General features: G+C 59.1%; 14 protein-coding genes. 3 read left to right on the top strand and 11 right to left on the bottom strand.

The window, feature by feature from the left end; all coding sequences use genetic code 11:
• Positions 1-64: 64 nt before the first annotated feature.
• Genes NKJ75_RS29925 through NKJ75_RS29900 form a run of 6 tightly spaced genes read right to left on the bottom strand, consistent with a single transcriptional unit; the run spans position 65 to position 6,234 of the window.
• Positions 65-1,324 carry a polysaccharide biosynthesis/export family protein gene (locus tag NKJ75_RS29925; protein WP_023701104.1) on the bottom strand — a complete coding sequence of 420 codons (1,260 nt, stop codon included), beginning with the start codon at positions 1,322-1,324 and terminating at the stop codon, positions 65-67.
• Positions 1,311-2,588, bottom strand: a complete 1,278-nt coding sequence (locus NKJ75_RS29920) for a hypothetical protein (protein ID WP_023753035.1) — start codon at positions 2,586-2,588, stop codon at positions 1,311-1,313. The genes NKJ75_RS29925 and NKJ75_RS29920 overlap by 14 nt, the downstream gene beginning before the upstream one ends.
• Positions 2,585-3,589 (bottom strand): SDR family NAD(P)-dependent oxidoreductase, encoded by a 1,005-nt coding sequence (locus tag NKJ75_RS29915; protein WP_023681044.1) that lies wholly within the window; start codon positions 3,587-3,589, stop codon positions 2,585-2,587. Before NKJ75_RS29915 ends, NKJ75_RS29920 begins: the two co-directional genes overlap by 4 nt.
• Positions 3,590-3,633: 44 nt before the next feature.
• Positions 3,634-4,278, bottom strand: coding sequence for a sugar transferase (locus NKJ75_RS29910; protein ID WP_352500540.1), 645 nt, complete (start codon positions 4,276-4,278; stop codon positions 3,634-3,636).
• Between the two features lie 26 nt (positions 4,279-4,304).
• Positions 4,305-5,456 (bottom strand): DegT/DnrJ/EryC1/StrS family aminotransferase, encoded by a 1,152-nt coding sequence (locus NKJ75_RS29905; protein WP_023670904.1) that lies wholly within the window; start codon positions 5,454-5,456, stop codon positions 4,305-4,307.
• A gap of 49 nt (positions 5,457-5,505) precedes the next feature.
• The gene (locus NKJ75_RS29900) at positions 5,506-6,234 is read right to left on the bottom strand and encodes a nucleotidyltransferase family protein (RefSeq protein WP_023681041.1); all 729 of its coding nucleotides are present in this window, start codon (positions 6,232-6,234) and stop codon (positions 5,506-5,508) included.
• 634 nt (positions 6,235-6,868) lie between these two features.
• On the opposite strand from NKJ75_RS29900, the gene NKJ75_RS29895 reads away from it, so the two are divergent.
• A complete protein-coding gene (locus tag NKJ75_RS29895) occupies positions 6,869-7,546 on the top strand; it encodes a LuxR C-terminal-related transcriptional regulator (RefSeq protein ID WP_023670902.1) in 678 nt (225 codons plus the stop codon).
• A 101-nt stretch (positions 7,547-7,647) separates the two neighbouring features.
• On the opposite strand, the gene NKJ75_RS29890 is transcribed toward NKJ75_RS29895, so the two are convergent.
• Positions 7,648-9,366, bottom strand: a complete 1,719-nt coding sequence (locus NKJ75_RS29890) for a PAS domain S-box protein (RefSeq protein ID WP_023824741.1) — start codon at positions 9,364-9,366, stop codon at positions 7,648-7,650.
• 254 nt (positions 9,367-9,620) lie between these two features.
• Here NKJ75_RS29890 and NKJ75_RS29885 point away from each other — a divergent pair, with 254 nt between their 5' ends.
• Entirely contained in the window at positions 9,621-10,298 is a 678-nt protein-coding gene (locus tag NKJ75_RS29885; protein WP_023689781.1) for a helix-turn-helix transcriptional regulator, read from the top strand.
• A gap of 159 nt (positions 10,299-10,457) precedes the next feature.
• Positions 10,458-11,594 carry an NAD-dependent epimerase/dehydratase family protein gene (locus tag NKJ75_RS29880; RefSeq protein WP_023830092.1) on the top strand — a complete coding sequence of 379 codons (1,137 nt, stop codon included), beginning with the start codon at positions 10,458-10,460 and terminating at the stop codon, positions 11,592-11,594.
• A gap of 49 nt (positions 11,595-11,643) precedes the next feature.
• Here NKJ75_RS29880 and NKJ75_RS29875 read toward each other — a convergent pair whose 3' ends face one another.
• From NKJ75_RS29875 to asnB, 4 genes are all read right to left on the bottom strand, one after another.
• Positions 11,644-12,849: an acyltransferase family protein gene (locus tag NKJ75_RS29875; RefSeq protein WP_352500539.1), complete on the bottom strand. Its 1,206-nt coding sequence runs from the start codon at positions 12,847-12,849 to the stop codon at positions 11,644-11,646.
• 220 nt (positions 12,850-13,069) lie between these two features.
• Positions 13,070-15,238 (bottom strand): polysaccharide biosynthesis C-terminal domain-containing protein, encoded by a 2,169-nt coding sequence (locus NKJ75_RS29870; RefSeq protein WP_352500538.1) that lies wholly within the window; start codon positions 15,236-15,238, stop codon positions 13,070-13,072.
• 69 nt (positions 15,239-15,307) lie between these two features.
• Complete coding sequence (locus NKJ75_RS29865; RefSeq protein WP_352500537.1) at positions 15,308-17,503, bottom strand: GumC family protein; 2,196 nt, start codon at positions 17,501-17,503, stop codon at positions 15,308-15,310.
• Between the two features lies 1 nt (position 17,504).
• Entirely contained in the window at positions 17,505-19,502 is a 1,998-nt protein-coding gene (gene asnB / locus NKJ75_RS29860) for an asparagine synthase (glutamine-hydrolyzing) (protein WP_023821914.1), read from the bottom strand.

Genomic DNA, 19,502 nt, shown 5'->3' with positions numbered 1-19,502 from the left:
TCTCCGTTCAATTGGGTTGCCCCCCCGATAGAACAGTAAGCTCCGCACGGACTGCGCTGACGCCCTATTGGACTGCCACACTTTGCAGTTCACTGCTGAATCTGGCTTCGAGAGTATCCCCCGGCAGCACAATCGCATCTTCGTCAACCAACAGCTTGCGCCATTCATTGCCGATCTTGCGCACGATGGTCACCTGGGCCCGTACCGTTTCGCCGGCAATCGGCAATGGCTGTGTGGATGCTCCGGTCGGCTGCAGCTTCTCGCTGGCGGCATGGAGCCTGGCGGTGACATCCGCCAGCCGGGCGTTGGTGTCCTTCAGATCCGTCAGCAGGCCAATCCTCCTTTGATTGTCGTTGCGTTCGTGCTGTCTGACAAAGTCCTCCTGCTGGCGCCGCGCCCTCATCAGTTCGACCGAGGTTTGAAGCGCGCCGCTTGAAGATAAAAGCAACGCGCGCCTGACATCCGCGAGCCGGGTGTTGGTCAGATTGCCTGCATCGAATGCCTTCGTCACTCGCGCCAAATCTTGCTCATCCGCCTTCACGCTCTCGCCCTCGACTCGTTCGCGTTTCTGCAAAACGCCAATTTGCTCGGCAGCGTCCGTCCGGCCCTTCTCCAGAAAATCCTGCTCTTGCCGGAAATCACTCAGCGCAACCTTTAGCGCCTCTGCTTCAGCCTGAGCCATCGCGGCTACAACGCTCGGCGAAAGAGGTGATCCCTGTGGTGTCTTCTTGTCGAAATCCGCCTGGCCCTGAAGCTCGGCGCGAATGCGGGCAGCGTGAAGGTATTCTTTCGTGTAATCTCCCCAGAGCATTTCGTAATCGCGCTTGAGATCGACCGGATCAGGCCCGGCCTGGCCCGCCCGTGATCGCAAAAAACTGAAGCCGCCGGAAACGGCCAGCGCCTGCCGTACAGTCATGAGCGGACGGTAGGCCTGTTGTCCTGGGGTGAGCACATCGCCCGTTACATAGATCGGGCGATAGTCCGCTATGATTGCTGTGACATCGTCGGGCTCGACAGTAACTGTCTGCTCCCGCCCGTCAGTCAGACGCACGTGAAAAATCTTGCTTGGCAAGAGCTCTTGCATTCGCCTTTGCAATTGAGACGCCGTCAGGCCTGCGACCATGATCATCCCCGCCTCCGGAAGGGCGATATTGCCATCCATCTGGACTACGGCGCGCTGCGTCCGATCAGGGATCGGCGCTATTCCTATCTCGACCGTATCGCCAGGTGACAGTTGATAGGGCTCGACCTCGCCTGCGCAAGCCATCGAGGTTAGCGACATCATCACGACTGCGCCAAGAACGTATCGTCTACTGAAGGTCATTTGCGACAATCTCCTTCCGGTCGAACACCGGCTTCAAAGGCCATTCAACACGAGTAACGAAATCGTATACCGGGCCACCGGGCACGCCCCAGTTGCTGGACCAGACCACCTGGGTGCCGTCTGGAGACGGAGAGGCATGCGTCTCGCTCCAGTAGTCGAAGGGCGCGTTGTGCGTGTCTGCGACACGGCGGACCTCTCCACTGCCGTCTAGACGCAGCGCAATGACTTGCTGAGCGTAAGGCGCCCAATCCGGGTGCTGCGATAGTTCGGCTGGCGTGCCGCCATAACTCAGAAACACCCAGCCGGGCCTGCCGAGCGACCTGAGTGACGCATGCATGGCCTCGCCATATTTCATCAGCGAGGTAGCCTTGCCATCAGCCAAGCGGCGCTTGATCACCTGATATTTGTCAGGATCCGATTTGCTGATCCCGACATAGATTTCGCTTCCGTCGGAATCGACCGTCATGTCGCCATGGCCTGGTCGATGGTGCTCCATCCACTTCTGGCGCAATATGCCGTCTATGGAGAAGACGAAACTCGCTTCGATTCCGTCCGGTAATTGCTGGGAACACAATATGTTGATTCCGAGTGGTGAGATTGAGCAGGAGCCGGTTGTTCCCGGGAATTCGGCAAGATCGATATCGGGGAATTTCTGCCGTAGCTTTAGATCGTAGCCAAAGACCACCGCTCTGCCGTCATTGTTCGTTGCACGCACCGCAATCCGGCTGCCGTCGCGGCTCGGATTGCCTTTGTTGGGTCCAAATTTGAGGTTGGAGTACGCTGCGGAGGCAAACACGACGTCCTCATGATCGGTACGTGGCGCCCATGTCGCAATCTGCCGGCCCCCGACGCAGATCATCAACTCGGGATCAGTGGGATGCCATTCGCATTCGGTAGCGCGGTTGCGGTGGAACAAAGGCAAGTAGGTTTGTCCGTCGAGAAAGCACAGGCCACCGCAACCATTGGCGATCAGGAGCAGGCTCTGGTCGGCATTCCAAGCCTGTGCGCTTGAGTAACGGTGGGTGCAGTACTTCTTCCCGCATACACCTGCCCGGCCGAGAACGCCCGGTCTGGTGATCCGTGCGAAAACCATGCCAGACCAAGGATCCCTTGTTTCGTGCACATAGCCCGGCAGGTTGTCCACAACCGCTGTGGCCGCCGCCTCCGCTGCCTTGCTTTGACGGCCGCCGGCAACGTAGATGTTGGGAGATATGGCACCGGCAGCCAGCAACAGCGCCAACGCATGACGGCCGCCCAGGGTCATGTCATGTAACCCACTTCGCGCCGTACCCGGCCTTCACTAAGGCGCTCGCGCCACCACGTGATTGTTCGCTCCAGCCCATCGCGCAGGCTGGTCTGTGTCCGCCATCCAGTCTCACGTTCAAAGCGCGAGGAATCGGCGAGCAAGGCGCGAACTTCGGAATTTTGCGGCCTCAGGCGGCTTTCATCACGACGGACCGGCTTTTTGCAATCGGTCAACTCAAGAACAATGGCCAATACGTCCGAGACGGTCGCAGCGCGTTGGCTGCCAGCGTTGTAGGCGTGGCCGAACTCGAGCTGGGCGAGACCTGCGGTCAGGAACGCTGTCGCGGTGTCTTCGACATAGGTCAGGTCGCGGATCGGGCTGGTATCCCCGACCATGATCGCAGGACATTTCGGGTCGAGGACTTGCCGGATAATGGTCGGCACGATGGCGCGCTCACTCTGGCGCGGGCCATACGTGTTGAAGGGTCGCATGATGACCACAGGGACATCGAACGACCTGGCGTAGGACTCCGCCATCATGTCGGCGCCGATTTTGGATGCCGAATATGGTGACTGTCCCTGCAGGGGGTGTGTTTCGCCGATCGGCATGGTTTGGGCAGTTCCATAGACCTCGCTCGTCGAGGTATGGATCACCCGCTCCGTCTCCCATAGGCGCGCCGCTTCGAGGACATTCACCGTGCCTAAGATGTTGGTTTCCACATAGGACTGGGCGGCGGCGTAGGAGTATGGAATCGCAATAAGCGCCGCCAGATGAAAAACCGCGGCTTGGCCGCGCATGATCCGGTTAAGGAACGCACTGTCGCGGACGTCACCACGGACGAGCCTCAACTGGCTGCGGATGGTGTCCGGCAGATCGTCTAGCCATCCATGGCTGTCGAAGGAATTGTAAAGGGCAAGGGCTGTGACATCTGCCCCGTTGCGAACAAGCGCCTCCGTGACATGCGAACCGATGAATCCGTCCGCGCCGGTCACCAGGACTTTCTTTCCATTGTAGCTCATCACTGCGCATTCCTTTGGCTGTTTGGAACGCTTCCCTTGGATATTCAAACGTCGATCGGCGGTACCGGAACCCAACCGACCACTGCCAGCACTCCCCGCACCATCCACGCGAGGTCGGAGACGATGGTGCGTCGCGGATAATATGAGAGGTCCAGTGTTGCCTTGGCGGGGAACATGACCTCCCGGTAGAACACGATCGGATCTTCGGATTGGGGGAAGTAATGCGCTTCGTGCCGAAAAACGACCTGGGCTGGTCCCAGCAGGCCTGGCTTGTATTGCAGCACGGCCCTAAGCTCGCCCCGGAAACAATCGGCGAAAGCCAGGCTCTCGGGCCGTGGGCCGACGATCGCCATTTCGCCTTTGAGGACATTCCACAGCTGCGGTAGTTCGTCCAGCTTCGTCGCTGCGAGAAAGCGGCCAACGGTGGTCATGCGTGTATCGCCCACGACCGTCAGCGCAAGGCCTTGAGAGCCGCAGTTCACACCGAATTTGCGAAATTTGTACATGCGGAAGGTTCGGCCGCCGGCCCCGATGCGGGTCTGAGCGAACAAGATCGAGCCACCGCCCTCGAGCAGAAGCGCTCCGGCGATCAGCAGCATCAATGGCGCCAATGCGACGGTAGCGATGCCCGCCACCGCAAGATCGATTGCGCGTCTCGCAAAGCCGTGATCAGGATTGGGAACGAACATCCGGTGAAAGGCAGGGTCTAACGCATTCATGCAGCAGTTCCTCTTTGGGCGCCTGCTTTGAGCGCGCCTGTTTTGAGCGCGGCTGCCAGGGCAGCCACGACTGATTCGGCGGCGGCGGAAGTGATCTGGGGGTGCAGCGGAATTGTGAGCTCTCGCTCAGCGAAATCCTCTGTTCGGGGCAAACTCACGCCGGGAAAGCGCTCGCGGTAGAACGTCATTTGGTGCACCGGCGGGTAGTGGATGGTGGTCTGTATGCCCTGTGTCCGCAGCTCGTCGATGACATCCTGCCGGCTCGCGTAGCGCGGCAGGACGATCGGCATGATGTGGTAAGCCGACGTCCGGGGTTCGCTAAATGGAATGACAATGGCTGGGCAACGGTCCGCGATCAGGCGTCGGTACAAGACAGCTATGATACGCCTGATTTCGTTCCACTCTTGCAGGTTCTGCAACTGAACCAGCCCTATTGCCGCTCGCATCTCGTCCATTCGGTAGTTGAACCCGAGCATCGTGACATCATATTGCGGCGTACGACTGTTCAGCCGCTGATGCGTCCCCGTGGTCATTCCGTGCCCGCGGGCCAGGCGAACCCTGTCGAGCAGATCGGGGTCACGTGCAATCACGGCGCCCCCTTCGGCCGTTGTCATGTTCTTGTTGCCATAGAAGCTGAACGCGGCCGCGGCGCCGAAGGTCCCGACTTCCCTAAGCCCGGGCGCGTGCGCAGCGTCCTCGATGATATGCAGCCCGCGAAGCCGGGCGAACCGCTGCCATTGTTCCCGATCGGCGAGATACCCGGCGAAGTGAACGAGAATGACCGCTTTCGTGCGCGTCGTGCACCGCGCTTCGGCTTCCGCAACCGAGATCAACGGCACGTCGACGGACTCGATGTCGACGAAGACCGGCGTCGCCCCTACATACAGCACCGCATTCGCCGTCGCCACGAACGTCAGCGAAGGAACCAGTACTTCGTCGCCAGGGCCGATGCCCAAAGCATGGAGGAGAAGATGGAGCGCTGCGGTGCAGGAACCAACCGCGACGCAATCTCGCGCGCCATGCATGCTGGCAAAGGCCTGTTCGAACTCTCGTACCCTGTCCCCCATCGTAAGCCAGCCGCTATCAATCACCTGCGACAGGGCTGCCTTCTCTGGCACGCCTAGGATCGGGGCGCTCACCAAGAGCATCTTGACCTCCTGAAAGCCTTGTTAGTGGCTAGACCTCTGCATCAGACTTTCATGCGGCTGCAGCGGCAGCCGCGACCTCGATTGAGGACGACTGATCTTCCCAGGCAATTGCCTGTGCATTCTGGAAGTCATCGACACGACCGATGTCGAGCCAAAGACCGTCATGCTTGTAAACATGCACGGTCGTGCCGCCCTGCATCATCTGCAGCATCAGGTCATCGAACCCAAATGGGATCCCGGACGGAATGAACCGCAGGACATCTGGGTTCATGCAGTAAATACCCATGCTGACGAGATGGGAAAGCGTCGGCTTTTCCCGGAAGAGCTGGACGGTATTGTCGATCTCGTCGATGACCCCGAAGTCCATCTTGATATGACGGCACGCCGTGGCGATCGTAACGGGATCCCTATGCAAGCGGTGCGCGGCTACAAACCGGCTCAGGCTTAGATCTGTGAGGACATCGCCGTTCAGAACGACAAATGTTTCGTTCAGTTCATCCCTAATCAGAGAGAGAGGTCCGACGGTGCCGAGTGGCTCCATTTCCTGGGTATATTTGATCTTCAAGTTCCATTGCGATCCGTCGCCGCAGACGCTCCGGATCAAATGTCCTAGATACCCTGTCGTAATATATACCTCTTCAATGCCGTTGCGCCGCAGCCACTTCAAAAGCAACTCAAGAACAGGCCTGGCCCCTATCGGCATTAATGGTTTCGGCAGGACCGATGTAAACGGTCGAAGGCGCGTACCCATCCCACCACATTGAATCACCGCTTTCATTCGATCCTCCTGATCTGCAGTTGGCTTTGTTCGGGATCGGTGTTCCATTGTCCGGCCAGGGCACACCCTCAAATCCGGCCAAACCTCGGCGGCAATCCGAACATCATATGCGAAAAGGTATGTGACAGCCGGGGCGGCTGTCGTCGTGCATTCGAATGGTAGGGATTCAAAACGTTCAAGGTATTAGATGGCCACGAGATCAACAGCCGATAGAAGCGCGATTGGGCACTGATCATGACGCCGATAAAACGAAAGCAGTTGCTTTCAAGAAAGCTGCGATCCGCCAGGGCCGGACCGGCCTACAGGTCCGGCGACAGCGGGTGGCGACATAACAGATGTCACATGATTACGATGGTCCTGAACAGCTGGCTTTGGACCCAGAAATGGGAAACCGGCATCGTTTTGCGGACGGGCACCGCACGCCAGGGTTAAAAATCTATGGATGAGCTTCGCAATTTAGTATTATATTAGACGTTCTGGATGTGCGTGGATGGGACGCTGCGGACATCACTGTGATGCGTTGACCAGTGGATGGCCGCCATTTTAGGACCACCACGGATTGTCGATCATAGGCGAATGGGAGGTTCCAGCGGGTTTTCTCGTCGGGAACCGAGTAACGCGTTGGGGTAGTTGCATGGCTCGGATCGTCATTGCCGACGATCACGGCTTATATCGGCGTGGTCTCCGGCTGGCTCTCATGGCTGGAATTCCAAGCGCCGAAATATTCGAAGCTTCGTGTTTCGATGCCGCGGTCAATCTTCTAGAGGAGCAGGCTTCCATCGATCTTGCGATCCTCGATCTGAACATGCCTGGGCTGTTCCATCAGGAAGTGCTCAGCGACTTTATGGCTGCCTATCCTGACACTCGCTTTGCGATCGTTTCCGGGGATGATTCCCGCTCGGAGATACTGACCGCGCTTTCGATCGGACTTCACGGGTATATCGTCAAATCGCAGAGCGACGAAGAAGTCGTGCTGGCTGTAAACGAAATCCTCGCTGGCCGGATCTATGTGCCATCTCTGCTATCTCGAACGTCTGCCGACCAGAGATCGCATGCCCCCCCACCTCCGGTTCAAAATCCCAGCCGCCGGCACGAGGGCTCGGGCGACGTCGCTAGGCTGACGTCTAGACAGAAGGACGTCCTCAAGCTGATGGCAGAGGGGTACTCGAATAAGGAGATTGCCCGTAATCTGGACATTGCCGAGGCGACAACGAAAATCCATGCCGCAGCCGTGCTGCGTGAGCTTGGGGTTAGAAACCGTACCGAAGCAGCTGTGTTGCTCCAAAGCTGGCTGACGAGACAGGCGAGTTGACGTATGCCCCTCGAACCGGCCCGAGTTTGCTTGCAGGAAATCGCAGCAAAGGGCCCACACCATCGGTTAATTGGCCAATTCGGCTTCGACTTGGAGGGGCTCTATTGCAATCCAAATTCCTCAATTTCTTTGCGCGATACACGCAGCGAATATCGAAGGCCATCTTCGGTTATTTCCATATTCGGGGAATGCCCGACAAGCGGCGTGCTGTCCACACCGATTATCAGTGACCCGAACCCGCGGCGTACGACTTTTGAACTCTTCCGTCGGCCCGATTCCACCCAATCGAACACGAGGTCGTCACCTTCGTCCTCGGATGCAAATCGCCACTTAACTTCGACCTTGCCATTCGGGTCACCCAGCGCACCATGTTTCACCGAGTTTGTCGTCAACTCGTGAAGGATCATCGCCAAGCCCTCGGCGGCGCCGCTTGGCACAGTGAGGGAAGGTCCACTGATCGTAATGTCGCGTGTCTCCTTGAAGGGCTGCAATTCCCGGTCCACGAGTTCATGGAGCATCCCTGACAGGTTGGCATGACGAGAAAGGATGCGATGGGTCGCCTCCAGTGTTCGAATCCAATCGATCAACATCTCCTTGTATTTGGCAACATCATTGTCGGGAATATCGATCATGTTGACCAGAGCTCTAATCACTGGAAACACATTGCTGAACCGATGGCGCTCTTCGCGCATTATGCGCTCGCGTCTCTTTACGGCGGCGCGAAGCAAAGTTGTTTGTCGACGTTCGGTCAGATCCGCCGCCACCCCGATGCGCATTTTGCGGTCGCCGTGCTCTTCCTGCCGTCCACGCAATGCAATCCAGCGTGTGTGACCATCCACTTGCCGGACGCGAATCTCGACGTCAAAGTTCAATGCCGATGAAGGCTTTGCCGAGGCGGACAACTTCGGCCAGTCGACGGGATGGATTACGGCCGAGAGTTCTTCCAAGCGGCGGACTGGGGCCGGAGGCAGACCAAGGATGTCCCAGAACTTGCCGGAGCCGGCGACTGTCCCATCCTCAATGTCTATTTGCCATGTGCCCAGGCGCCCGGCAGATACGGCGAGATCGAGCCATTCCTTCTGAGCCCGAAGGGCCTCGCGTGCCGCTTGTCGCTCGGAAATATCGTCAATCACCGCGAATACGCTCTCATTTGGCGCCTCTTCCGGCCGCGACGAAGACAGGGCCAGGTGAGCCCAGAATGCCGTGCCATCCTTGCGCAAAACGCGGATATCCGTAGCAGACGCGGTCCCATTGCCCAAATCTTCCAAAAGTTTCCGCACAGTACCTCGATCGTCGGGGACAATGAGTTCCTCCAGCTTGAGTTGGGCAAGTTCCTTGTGCGCGTAGCCGGTCATCTCCAAAAGCCGTCTATTCGACTGCAGCAGTTCGCCATGGCGATTGGTATTAGCAAAGCCCAAGGCGGCAGCGTCGATGGCACCGAGCCTCGCTTCTGCCACCCTGAGCGCACCATGCAGATCTTGTCGCAGGCGGTGGAACACAGCTGCGATCAGGCTACCCGAACCCAGAAGGAAGACGGCCCCGGTCCAGTCTCCACCAGTGAGGTGACCGTCCAACAGGTGTCGCATCCACAAGCCGGCGACCGCCATCAGAAGCGTTGCTGCGATGGCAACAAAACGGCCCTCAAGATACACGATGACAACGGTTATGGGGATAAACGCAACAAGCGGCAACGGCTGGCCGCCATATACCGTACTTATCGCCTCGAATGCTATCGATGCTGCAAACACCAAAAGCGAAGCTAGATGAGCCCACGTAGTGCTCGACACATTCGATTTGAGCCAGCGCAGGTCCGAACCCATGCGCAAAGACTACAACTTTCGGTCTAGTCCGTCGAGACTAGGCCGAAGGGGTGGCACCTAATCCCAATGCCCGATTGCCATGACTTTGCCGGCGAATAAAATCATGGTGTCAGGAGCGCTCTTCAGAAAGATATATCCAAGAGACGCTGCGGAAAAACCATTCGCAGATTTCTCGCAGTATGTGGAAATTCAAGTTGAAGCAGCAACTTCATCAGATTTGATTTGCGTCAGTAGCAATGGGTTGGGTGGAAGCGATGACACTGATTGAAACGCGAAACGATGCGCTTGCAGGCAGGCAATACATTGTATTGAACGATACCCGCCACGAAAGGCCGATAAGCCTTGTGGACCGACCGGACGCAAGGGTCGGCGGATCTCGACGACGCAGCCTGGAATCCATCACCGGCATGCTTGATCGTATGGGTTGCGGCTATCTCGTCCTGGACCGAGACAAGAAAGTAATAGAATGGAACGCTGCCGCTCGGGACACCCTCGCACGCCAGGGCGAAGCAACTGATACAGCCGTCGAGCTTGCTGCCGGGTTGAGGCGGCTGGTCGCGAATGTTCCGGTCCACCTCCAGCCGGGCTCACTCTCATGGGTAGTGATCCACAGCAGAGGCGACAGGCCGGTGACCATGAACGAGACGGGGGTCGTTACACCGGACGGGACAACCGTCGTCGCATTGCTGGACCGGGATAACAAATCGGCGGCCAACCCTCGCACGTTGCAAAGGATGTTCGGTTTGACCAGCGCGGAAACGCAGTTGGCGCTACGCCTGGCCCATGGCGACGCGCCCCTGGAGATCGCCCGCAGCTGGCATCTCAGTCGCACGACTATCCGCTCTCAGCTCGCCTCGCTGTTCGCCAAGACCGACACGAGGCGTCAGGCGGAACTAGTGGCTCTTTTGGGGCGCATTTCGGTTTTGCCATGAGAAATCGACTGCTGTCTGCATCCGCTTTGATTCAGACAGCGGCGGCCCGCATTGAGCGCGCTGTCGCGTAGATCACAAGGCCGGCGGCGCCATTTCCGATCGTTCAGGCGCTGCCGAGATAGCGCGGAACGCGGAACCTGGAAACGGGAGTGACTTGCCATGGCCGAGGCAGATTCGAAGGTCAACAAGCTGGCGGATATCGTTCACGCGCTGCAGGATGGTGCTGCGTCGAACCTTACGCACACGGGGCCGATCATCGTCACGGGCGCCGCTGGGTTCATCGGATTTCATGTTGCGTCACGCCTTTTGCGGCTCGGCGCCGAGGTCATCGGCGTCGACAACTTCACGCCTTACTACGACCTGAAGCTGAAGGAGGCGCGATTTACACGGCTCTGCGCCGAGCCGAGGTTCACGCCGATGCGCTTCGACCTGGCGGACCGGTCGCTGGTGAAAGCGCTGTTCTGCGAATTCCAGCCATCGCACTTCGTGCATCTGGCCGCCCAGGCCGGGGTACGTCATTCGCTCGTGGACCCGCATGCCTATGTGGAGTCAAACATAGTCGCGTTTCTCAACGTTCTGGAGGGCTGCCGACACGCCGGCGTCAGCCATCTCGTTTATGCCTCGTCGAGCTCCGTATATGGTGCCAATCGACGCATACCCTTTTCCGAGCATCATGGTGCCAATCATCCGGTGAGCTTCTACGCCGCCACCAAGGCCGCCAACGAGTGCATGGCGCATTCCTACAGCCATCTGTTCGGCTTGCCCGCAACCGGACTGCGCTTCTTCACCGTCTATGGTCCCTGGGGCAGGCCCGACATGGCTGTCTATACTTTCACCCATGCCATCGCCGAGGGCCGAACGATCGAAATCGCCAATGCCGGGCGCGTATGGCGGGATTTCACCTATATCGACGACATCGTAGAGGGGGTTGTTCGCGTGCTCGCCAAACCACCGTGTCAGGATCCCGATTGGGACGGTCGCGCTGCCGATCCTGCCACCAGCTCGGCGCCGTATCGGCTCTACAATATCGGCAATGATCGGCCTGAAGAAATCAACCATCTGATCGCGCTCATCGAGACGGCCCTTGGCCGCCGCGCCCTTCGCGTCAACGTACCTTTACCACAAGGTGACGTCCTGGAAACCCGCGCCGATGTCAGGGACCTCCGCCGCGCCGTTGGCTTCGCACCGGCGACAACACTGGAGGACGGCGTGCAACGTTTCGTGGAATGGTATCGGGAATTCCATGCATGCCCCGTCGGACAGGTGCGACCAACCGGCCTTACGGCAACGGCATAGTGAGCACAACAGCGGCATTTCCTTGGTGTGGCAGGGTCGCGGCTCGCCTTCAATCTGTCTTGGGATACGCCGGCAATGGAAGGGACCCAAGCTGCCGTCCTGTGCCGTGCCCGACCCCCAAAAGGCGCCGCGCATAGCGGGTGAGCGGCTTCTCGAACAGACGGTGGATGATAAATGCCACGCCCAGGGTGATCGCCAAGGCGGAACCGATGAAGGCCCACGGGCCGAGCACAAAGATCAAGCCTGTACGCCAGAACAATATGCGCATGGCGCGGATCACGAATGGATGCATGAGGTAAAGAGCGTATGACGCATCGCCAACGCCAGCGGCCCACCTCGCCGCCAGGCTGTCATGCCTCAGTTTACCCGGCGGTGCCAAGGCAGCACTCCAGACAATTAGAGACGCCGGAATGCCATACACGACAGAGCGACCAAAGCCGGCCGAGATATCAGGAAACGCCGCCGCAAGCATCAGGGCACCCAGTCCCGTTGCGGCGACACAGGCCCTGATTGGGCCGGAAGGCCGCAGGCCCGAGGCGCACATGACCCCGATCATCGCGCCGAAAGCGAATTCGAGGATGATCGGATTGGTCCAGAAACCCCAGGGCTCAGGCAAAGGAGCCGCAAGAGCGCCCGAGAGCACCATCCCAACCAGGATCGTGAGCAGGACCGTAACTGCCCACCGCATGGGCAGCACGATCGTCGCCGTGAACAACACGTAAAAGAGCATCTCATAATTGAGCGTCCAACCCAACTCGTAGACCGGCTGAACGACGCCGTCAGGGCGACTGGCCGGAACGAATAAGTAGGATTCGACTACAAACCTGAAATCGACGTAGCTCTGGTTGAGAAGATTTGGGGCGGCCACCGCTACCGCAATGTAGAGCGAGGTGAGCGCCCAATATAGCGGGACAATTCGCGCGATCCGGCGGGAAATGAAGAGACGCGCGCCCCCGGGCTTTGCGAACAGCTGTCGCGACGTATGCACCATGATAAGGCCGGAAATCACGAAGAAAATATCGACTCCAGCGCTCCATGGTATCGGATTCCAGCTCTGAAAGGTGCGGCCGGCCTGTAATTCCAGGGTGGCCGCATCATGCTGGGCGTGTCGCAGCGCGACCGAACTAGCCGCGAGGGCGCGCAGGACCTGGACCTGGGTGAGGGTTTCGCGTTGGCTGCGCTCGACAGGCGTCGATCTCTCCGAGCGACGGCGCACTGCAGGCGCCGAGGCGCTCGCCATTCGGGCTTGTTCCATGGATGCTCCGCAGATTGTGAGCACACCGTGGTGCACCTCCGAAACTGATGCATCCTTCAAATGACGGACACCGCCCGCAAAGTATCAGCTGCCCGCGGGGAGCGGGTGTCCGGAACAGGTATACGCCGAAGCGTCTGCGCAGCCCTATGGCCTTTGTGCGATCCGGGCTTCGTGACTTCCTGCCCGAACGACGGCGATCACCGTAGCGAAAACAGTGGTCTCATTTGCTCGCCCTCAAGAACCAATGCCATTGACGGGCATCGACCGCGCTCGGCCTCATCGACAGCAAGGCAAAAACCAAGCCTGGCATGATTTTCAGTCGCTTGCGGATATAAACGGCCATGGCAATGCTCCAGATGCTCAGTGCAAGTGCCACACCCACCGCAGCGCCAAGCAGGCCGTACACCGCAACTCCGGCTGCACAGGCAATTATATTGGCCACAGCACCCGCTACCATCGTCGTTGCCGCAGCCCATTCATTTCCAGTCATGGTCAGGAGATTCTGTTGGGGCCCGCACAGCGCGACAAAGACATATCCCAAAATCAGAACCCGTGCGATCGGCGCTCCCGCGCTATAACCCTCACCGAAATAGCTCAAGAACGGCTCGACTATCACCATCATTGGGACGGCCACCAGGATGGCACCGCCAGCAGAAAGCAGGGTTGCGCGCGCGAACAGCTGTTGTAGGCCTCTGCGATCGCCTCTGACGTAGAGATCGGCTGCTGTTGGCGAAAACATGGTTGCCACGGCGATACGGGACAGGCCCACGAGCATCGCGACATTCAAGGCCAGCGCGAAAATACCCGCTTCAGCAATATGGCTTGTCCAGCCCAAAACCAGGACTCCTGCCCGACTGACGAAAACATCGAGCCCAGTGATGAGCATGAGCGGGGGGACGGCAAGCCACCATTCCCTCGAGGCATAACTTGGCTTGGCGTGTCCCAGGCCGGGTGGTTCAAACCTCCTAGCGATGATGAACACCAGCGCCGCTGTGAAAGCGGAACTCACAAGCACCGCCAGCGTCACCGAGGGCGCATCCACTGTTCGAAATCCCGACAATGCCAGGAGCGCTACCAACACGAGCAGGAGCCCGTCTCGCATGATGCGCTCCGGCAACAACGCCGAGACAACGCCGCCGAAAGCACGCACAAGCGTGGCTCCGAGAGCATAGGCCGTAACCAAGGGCACAGCCATCATGCCGAGCACGATGCTTGTCTCAAGCCCTCTTTCCGTTGGATCTGAAAGGAACAGGACGGACGCAGCGCCGATCATCCCGAACAAGGTTGCCGCTATCAGCGATCTCTGCAGCGCAAATCTTATCACGCCGCGGGCCAGATCAAGCCTGCCACTGGCCCTATAGGCCGGGAGGAAACGCAACAATGATACATTAAAACCAAGCGTTGCCAGATAGGCGAGCACTGACGTCCAAGCCTGAACGTAGGAATAGATGCCGTAGTTGTGAGGTCCGATAAGGCGTGCAATTGCCAACTGGGCAAGACTGGTCAAACCAGCGCCACCAATATAGATCAGCAAGGCGAATATGCTTGCCCAAGCGAGCCGCGAGCCCATGTCCTTGTTGCGCGGCGGTGCGGTTGCTGAACCAGTTACATCTGCGCGATGAGCTGGCAACTCAATTTGCTTTTCGCCGACCGCCCTATCGAAGCGCGACAATGCAGAAAGTATTTGTCTCTCAATCCGACAAATACTTTTAAAGGTCGATGGACCATCGGTGTTTTCGACGGAGATGATTTCCCGGCCAGATGTTGTCAGGAGGTCATGCATCGCTTCAAAAACGGCGAACGAGCGCATGTTCACGTTCAAGTCGGCCTCGAAAATCCGTTCCGCCGGCGGCTCAAGCTCCATCCGCCGACGAAGGCGACTTTCCACGACCGCAGCTGGCACCAAGAGCCTGACGGTGAGATCGGCCGCCGGTGCGAGGCTGAGCGCCTTTTCCAGCGCTCTGGGGTTGGTGCTCCCATTGAACATCGCAAGCGAACCAATCGCTTGAACATATCCTTGATCGAAAATTATAATTTCGGGCGATTGCTCAGCAGACTTCCAGCAACGCGAAAGGTGCAGGATGTATCGCCAGATTCGCGCGCGCCAAATTCGGTTTCTTGGCGGTATCATCCTCACCATTGCAAAGGAATTGGAAATATCATCGGCTCGCCCTGCCGAAAAAAGCAGTATTCTGGAGGTTGAAAATATCGCCGATACGATCCGTGATATGAATAGCAAGATTCCGAGGTCATATTTGGCGGCCCTGGTGCTTGGCTTGTAGCTGAGAGCGACCTTGGCGTGATAGCCTTTCCCGCGCAGCTGCTGCGCAAGCGCATGTGCGAAGGTTGTTTTGCCGGATCCTGGAGGTCCGAAAAATTCAATGATCATCGTGTAGCTGGCTCGATTTAGGGGCGCGATCGCTCCCTGGAGCTTCTGTTGAAGATCGCACACGCATCTTCAAACCCTCTCCAACAGAAGATCGGCGTTGTCTCCGAGCCTGGAGCCGGCTAGCCTCTTCAGGTTCACCCGGGTGAGCACACTCCCTACTGGAACGGTGGCGGATCCGCCGGCCCCTATTGCATCCAGAGCACCACGGGCAATGCTGCGCCTCGTCCTTGCCCAGCGAACGGCAAAAAGCACCGAATCGGCCCAGCGCTTAAGCAGCCTGGTTTCAGGCCCCCCGAGGCCCAGGGGACCGTTCATGATGACCACGTCGTAGGCCGAACGCAGCTCCTCGGTGAACTGGCATTTGTCGACGGTGGACAGAAGCGTCAGGAGATCATCGGAAGGTGCTGGAGCGGCCATGAGGTCGATACCGATTTCCGGCATCCTCGTAATTGCATCCTTCAGCACGCAACGTTCATTCACATAGTCGCCGAAGGAGTTCCGGGCCTTGTCGGTGCTGAATTCACCACGAAACCCGTTCGTGAGCCGTACATCCTTGCGATCGAGATCGAGGAAAAGCACTCTTCCTCCCAGCCGCGTTGCCGCCAGCGCCAGGCTCCATGCCAACTCGGTCTTGGCATCGTCCTGGATGCTGGACGTCACGAGAATGATATGCGGCGGCTGCCCCTTCCCCTGAGTTGGCGCCGCAGTGACGAGCAGCGAAGTCACGGCGCGGCTGAACGGCAAGTTCTGCTGGCTCAGAACCAGATGCCGCAGCTTTCTGGCATTAAGTCCCGCAACCCTGGGAAGCAGTCCTACGCACGGGACCCCAAGCTCGGCCTCGGCTTCGGCTTCACTGCGCAAGGTTTGGTTGAAACCGTTGCGGACCAGGACAATGACCGCCCCCATGAGACCAAAGACGACCATGCCGGGGGGAATCAGGAAAATTGGCGACAATGTCATGGGGGTCGACGGCGGCCAGGCGGTCGAAAGGACCGCTACGCCTGGGGAAGGAGCGGCGATGCGACGTGTCAAGTCCTGCTGCCGGCTCAGGAGTTCGTTGTAATGCTGCGTCACGATGGCTACCCGAGGCTCAAGGGAACGCAGCCCCGAAAGTTGGCTCGCCGTGTCGGCCACGGCCGCGTCGAGCATCGCTTTGCGACTTTCAAGAGCCGTAGCCTGGGACCGGTAGACATTTGCCTCGGCAGCGATTCGGGCAACGCTTTGCTCCATTTCGCGGGCGATCGCGTTGCGCAGATCGCCGTCGGCACCCGACTGGCGTGTCACCAGGTCCGTCAACACGGGCGACCCGATTTCTTCAGCGATGGCCGTGACCGGGGCGCCCGCCTTGCGCAGGTCCTCAATACGGCGAAGGCGCGCTTCCGACGCGGAAAGACTGGCTTTCGATAGGAATATCTGCCGGCCGAGTTCCGCTGTCTCACTGGCTGCGTTGTTGGCCGCAGTCTGATCGACGGCGCCATGCGTGAGCCGGTATGTCTCCAGCCGATCTGTCGCTTCGACAAGATCCCTTTGTACTTGCGGAAGGCTGGCGACTATCGAATCCAGATGAACCTGATCCGATGCCCGGCTTTTTTGTACCAGATCTTGAATGTAGACCTGGGCAAACGTGTTCGCGACAAGTGCCGCACGCGCCGGATTTGGATCGGTGAAGCCGATGGTGATGACGCGCGATCGCAGCTCTTGTCCGACCCTCATTCCGTTGCGTAGCGCCTTCAGCTCGGGCGCGTCCGCTGCGTCCGGATTTTCCGCCACCGTGTTATCCTGTCTCCAGGCCCTGTTCAGGAGATCGATGAGGAACGAGCCAGCCGCGGGCGGGACGGCATTGACGACGGTCTTTCCGTTACCGTCGACTGGTTGGGCTTTGCGCAGTGCTGCCAAGACCCGACGCAGGTGGCCTTGCGAGGAGAGCATCGTCAGATGATCATCGATGTTCGATTCCAGCGAGTCCTGGGCGGATGCCACGCCGCCCGAAGCACTGCTGCTCGGGGCATCGATAATGACCTGGGTCGTTGCCTCGAACAGCACCGGGCGGGTGAAGCCTGCCAGTCCGGCCAGGATGCCGCCCAGAAGGGCCATGGCAAGCAAGAACCATTTTCGCGTCGTCAGGATGATGACGAGCTGGTGGAAGGGTGACGATTGCGTTGGCTCGCGTGGCGGCCGCATCAAGCGCAGATTGGTTTCAAGCGTCCCAACTTCCATCTGCTTGGCGCGCGGACGCCGGGCGCGGTTGGCTATGGAACCTTCCATCTCAATCCCCTGTCAGTTCGATATGGTAAGAAGGGTGCGTGGCGACCGTCGATGGCCGCATGGCTTCGTTGCGCCACGCCTGAAACATGAGCACCGGCCACAGGTCGCGGAAATTATCTTGGCTTCCATGCAGATGATTGCGCCAGCATGCGTCAACCTTCTCACGGTCGATGACCCCGTCCCCGGAGCGGCCGATCGTGGCAATGATATCGGTTGCCCAGCCGCGCAAGGGCCCTTTCAACCAAGTCCCGACCGGAACGTCGAAACCTTGCTTGGGCCGGTCGACCAGTCGGCGTGGTACATAACGATCAAGCAGTCGTCGAAGCAACCATTTGCCCTTCCCGTTTCGGACTTTGGCACGGGCTGGCAACCGCCAGGCAAATTCAACGACGCGATGGTCCAGGATCGGGCATCGCCCCTCAAGGCTGTTGGCCATGGTGGCTCGATCGAGCTTCACCAAAATGTCGCCCGGTAGATAGCCTGTCATGTCGGCGAATAGGAGACGCGAGAGCAGGCCGTCGAGCTTTGTGGTGTCGGTAGGTGCTGTCGACGGCTTGCGATGAACAAGGTCGTTGGCTGAAGATTTTGTCAGTTGCAGAAAGAGTTCGTCCTCATCTCGCGCCGCGAGCAGGCGGGCAAGGCGAGCCAGGCGGTCACCGCGCAAGCCATGCCGCATATTCGCCGAAAGCGGCAGATTGCCGAAGATATCTTTCTGAGAGGCTTGGGCCAGCAACCCAGCCCCCGATGCCAACAGCCGGCGAAATGACAATGGCAGCTCATGCTGCTTTGTGAGGCGGGTTGCCAGGAAGTGTCGAGAATAGCCTGCGAAGCACTCGTCGCCGCCATCGCCTGAAAGCGCCACGGTTACGTGTTGCCGCGCGAGGCGCGACACCAGCAGCGTCGGTATCTGCGATTCATCGGCAAACGGCTCGTCCCAAATCCGGGGCAGCTCCGGAATGACCTCAAGCGCGGCAGCCGGCGAGAGATGAAGTTCCGTATGATCGGTGCCCAGATGCCGAGCAACCGCGGCCGCATGGGGAGCTTCATCAAACCCACCTTCCCCGAACGCTATGGTGAACGTCCGAACGGGGTTTCGGGACTGTGCCTGCATCAGGGCGACGACAGTCGAGCTGTCGATCCCGCCCGACAGAAAGGCGCCCAGCGGCACATCTGCAATCATTCGTTCCTTGACGGCCAGGCGGAGCAGGCTGTCGAGCTCGGTTGCGAGGTCCTCGTCGCTGGCAGCTATCGGATCGCGCTGTCCCTTGCAGGCGACATCGGCCAGCGACCACCAAGGGTGAATGCGATGCGCAAGCGAACCGGTGCCTCGGGCGTTGGCGAATTGCGCCGCAGTGACCGACAGGACTGATCCAGGTGGCAGCTTGAACACGCCTTGCCAAATGCAACGGTCATCCGGCACCCAGCCTTTGGAAACCATTGTCGTCGCCGCATCGACATCGAGTTCCGGGGTGAAGCCTGGGAAGCGAGTGATCGCCTTCAACTCCGAGGCGAAGACGAGCGCATCACGTGTCAGGGCGACATAAAGTGGCTTCTTCCCCATTCGGTCGCGGGCAAGCTGAAGCGTTCGGTTCTTCAGGTCCCACAGCCCAAAAGCAAACATGCCAGCGAAGCGCGCGAGGGCTGCATCAAGGCCCCAGCTTTCGATCGCGCACAGCATGACCTCCGTGTCGCTGGCGCCGCGGAAATGATGGCCCGCCCCTTCCAGTTCACGGCGCAGATCGCGAAAATTGTATATCTCGCCATTGAAGGTGATGACATACCGACCGCTCGCGGAGAGCATTGGCTGGCGACCCGCTTCGGACAGGTCGACGATCGCCAGTCGCCGGTGGCCGAAGGCTACCCCCCCTTCACGGCTCACCCAGAAGGCCTCACCGTCAGGTCCGCGATGACGAAGCGCCGTCGCCATCGGTCCGATGGCCCTGAGCGCACTTGCGTTGGCTGCATCGGGCGCCAACAAAATTCCGGCGATCCCACACAT

Origin of the sequence: Mesorhizobium sp. M0058 (assembly GCF_040323095.1) — a bacterium.
Classification (GTDB): Bacteria; Pseudomonadota; Alphaproteobacteria; order Rhizobiales; family Rhizobiaceae; genus Mesorhizobium.
This window is presented reverse-complemented; position numbering and strand designations above follow the sequence as displayed.

Bases quoted from the DNA above. Each gene is read 5' to 3' on its own strand.
- NKJ75_RS29890 (WP_023824741.1), bottom strand. From the start codon at position 9,366: ATGGGTTCGGACCTGCGCTGGCTCAAATCGAATGTGTCGAGCACTACG.
- asnB (WP_023821914.1), bottom strand. From the start codon at position 19,502: ATGTGTGGGATCGCCGGAATTTTGTTGGCGCCCGATGCAGCCAACGCA.
- NKJ75_RS29885 (WP_023689781.1), top strand. From the start codon at position 9,621: ATGACACTGATTGAAACGCGAAACGATGCGCTTGCAGGCAGGCAATAC.
- NKJ75_RS29870 (WP_352500538.1), bottom strand. From the start codon at position 15,238: ATGATCATTGAATTTTTCGGACCTCCAGGATCCGGCAAAACAACCTTC.
- NKJ75_RS29895 (WP_023670902.1), top strand. From the start codon at position 6,869: ATGGCTCGGATCGTCATTGCCGACGATCACGGCTTATATCGGCGTGGT.
- NKJ75_RS29880 (WP_023830092.1), top strand. From the start codon at position 10,458: ATGGCCGAGGCAGATTCGAAGGTCAACAAGCTGGCGGATATCGTTCAC.
- NKJ75_RS29865 (WP_352500537.1), bottom strand. From the start codon at position 17,503: ATGGAAGGTTCCATAGCCAACCGCGCCCGGCGTCCGCGCGCCAAGCAG.
- NKJ75_RS29905 (WP_023670904.1), bottom strand. From the start codon at position 5,456: ATGCTCTTGGTGAGCGCCCCGATCCTAGGCGTGCCAGAGAAGGCAGCC.
- NKJ75_RS29925 (WP_023701104.1), bottom strand. From the start codon at position 1,324: ATGACCTTCAGTAGACGATACGTTCTTGGCGCAGTCGTGATGATGTCG.
- NKJ75_RS29900 (WP_023681041.1), bottom strand. From the start codon at position 6,234: ATGAAAGCGGTGATTCAATGTGGTGGGATGGGTACGCGCCTTCGACCG.
- NKJ75_RS29910 (WP_352500540.1), bottom strand. From the start codon at position 4,278: ATGTTCGTTCCCAATCCTGATCACGGCTTTGCGAGACGCGCAATCGAT.
- NKJ75_RS29875 (WP_352500539.1), bottom strand. From the start codon at position 12,849: ATGGAACAAGCCCGAATGGCGAGCGCCTCGGCGCCTGCAGTGCGCCGT.
- NKJ75_RS29915 (WP_023681044.1), bottom strand. From the start codon at position 3,589: ATGAGCTACAATGGAAAGAAAGTCCTGGTGACCGGCGCGGACGGATTC.
- NKJ75_RS29920 (WP_023753035.1), bottom strand. From the start codon at position 2,588: ATGACCCTGGGCGGCCGTCATGCGTTGGCGCTGTTGCTGGCTGCCGGT.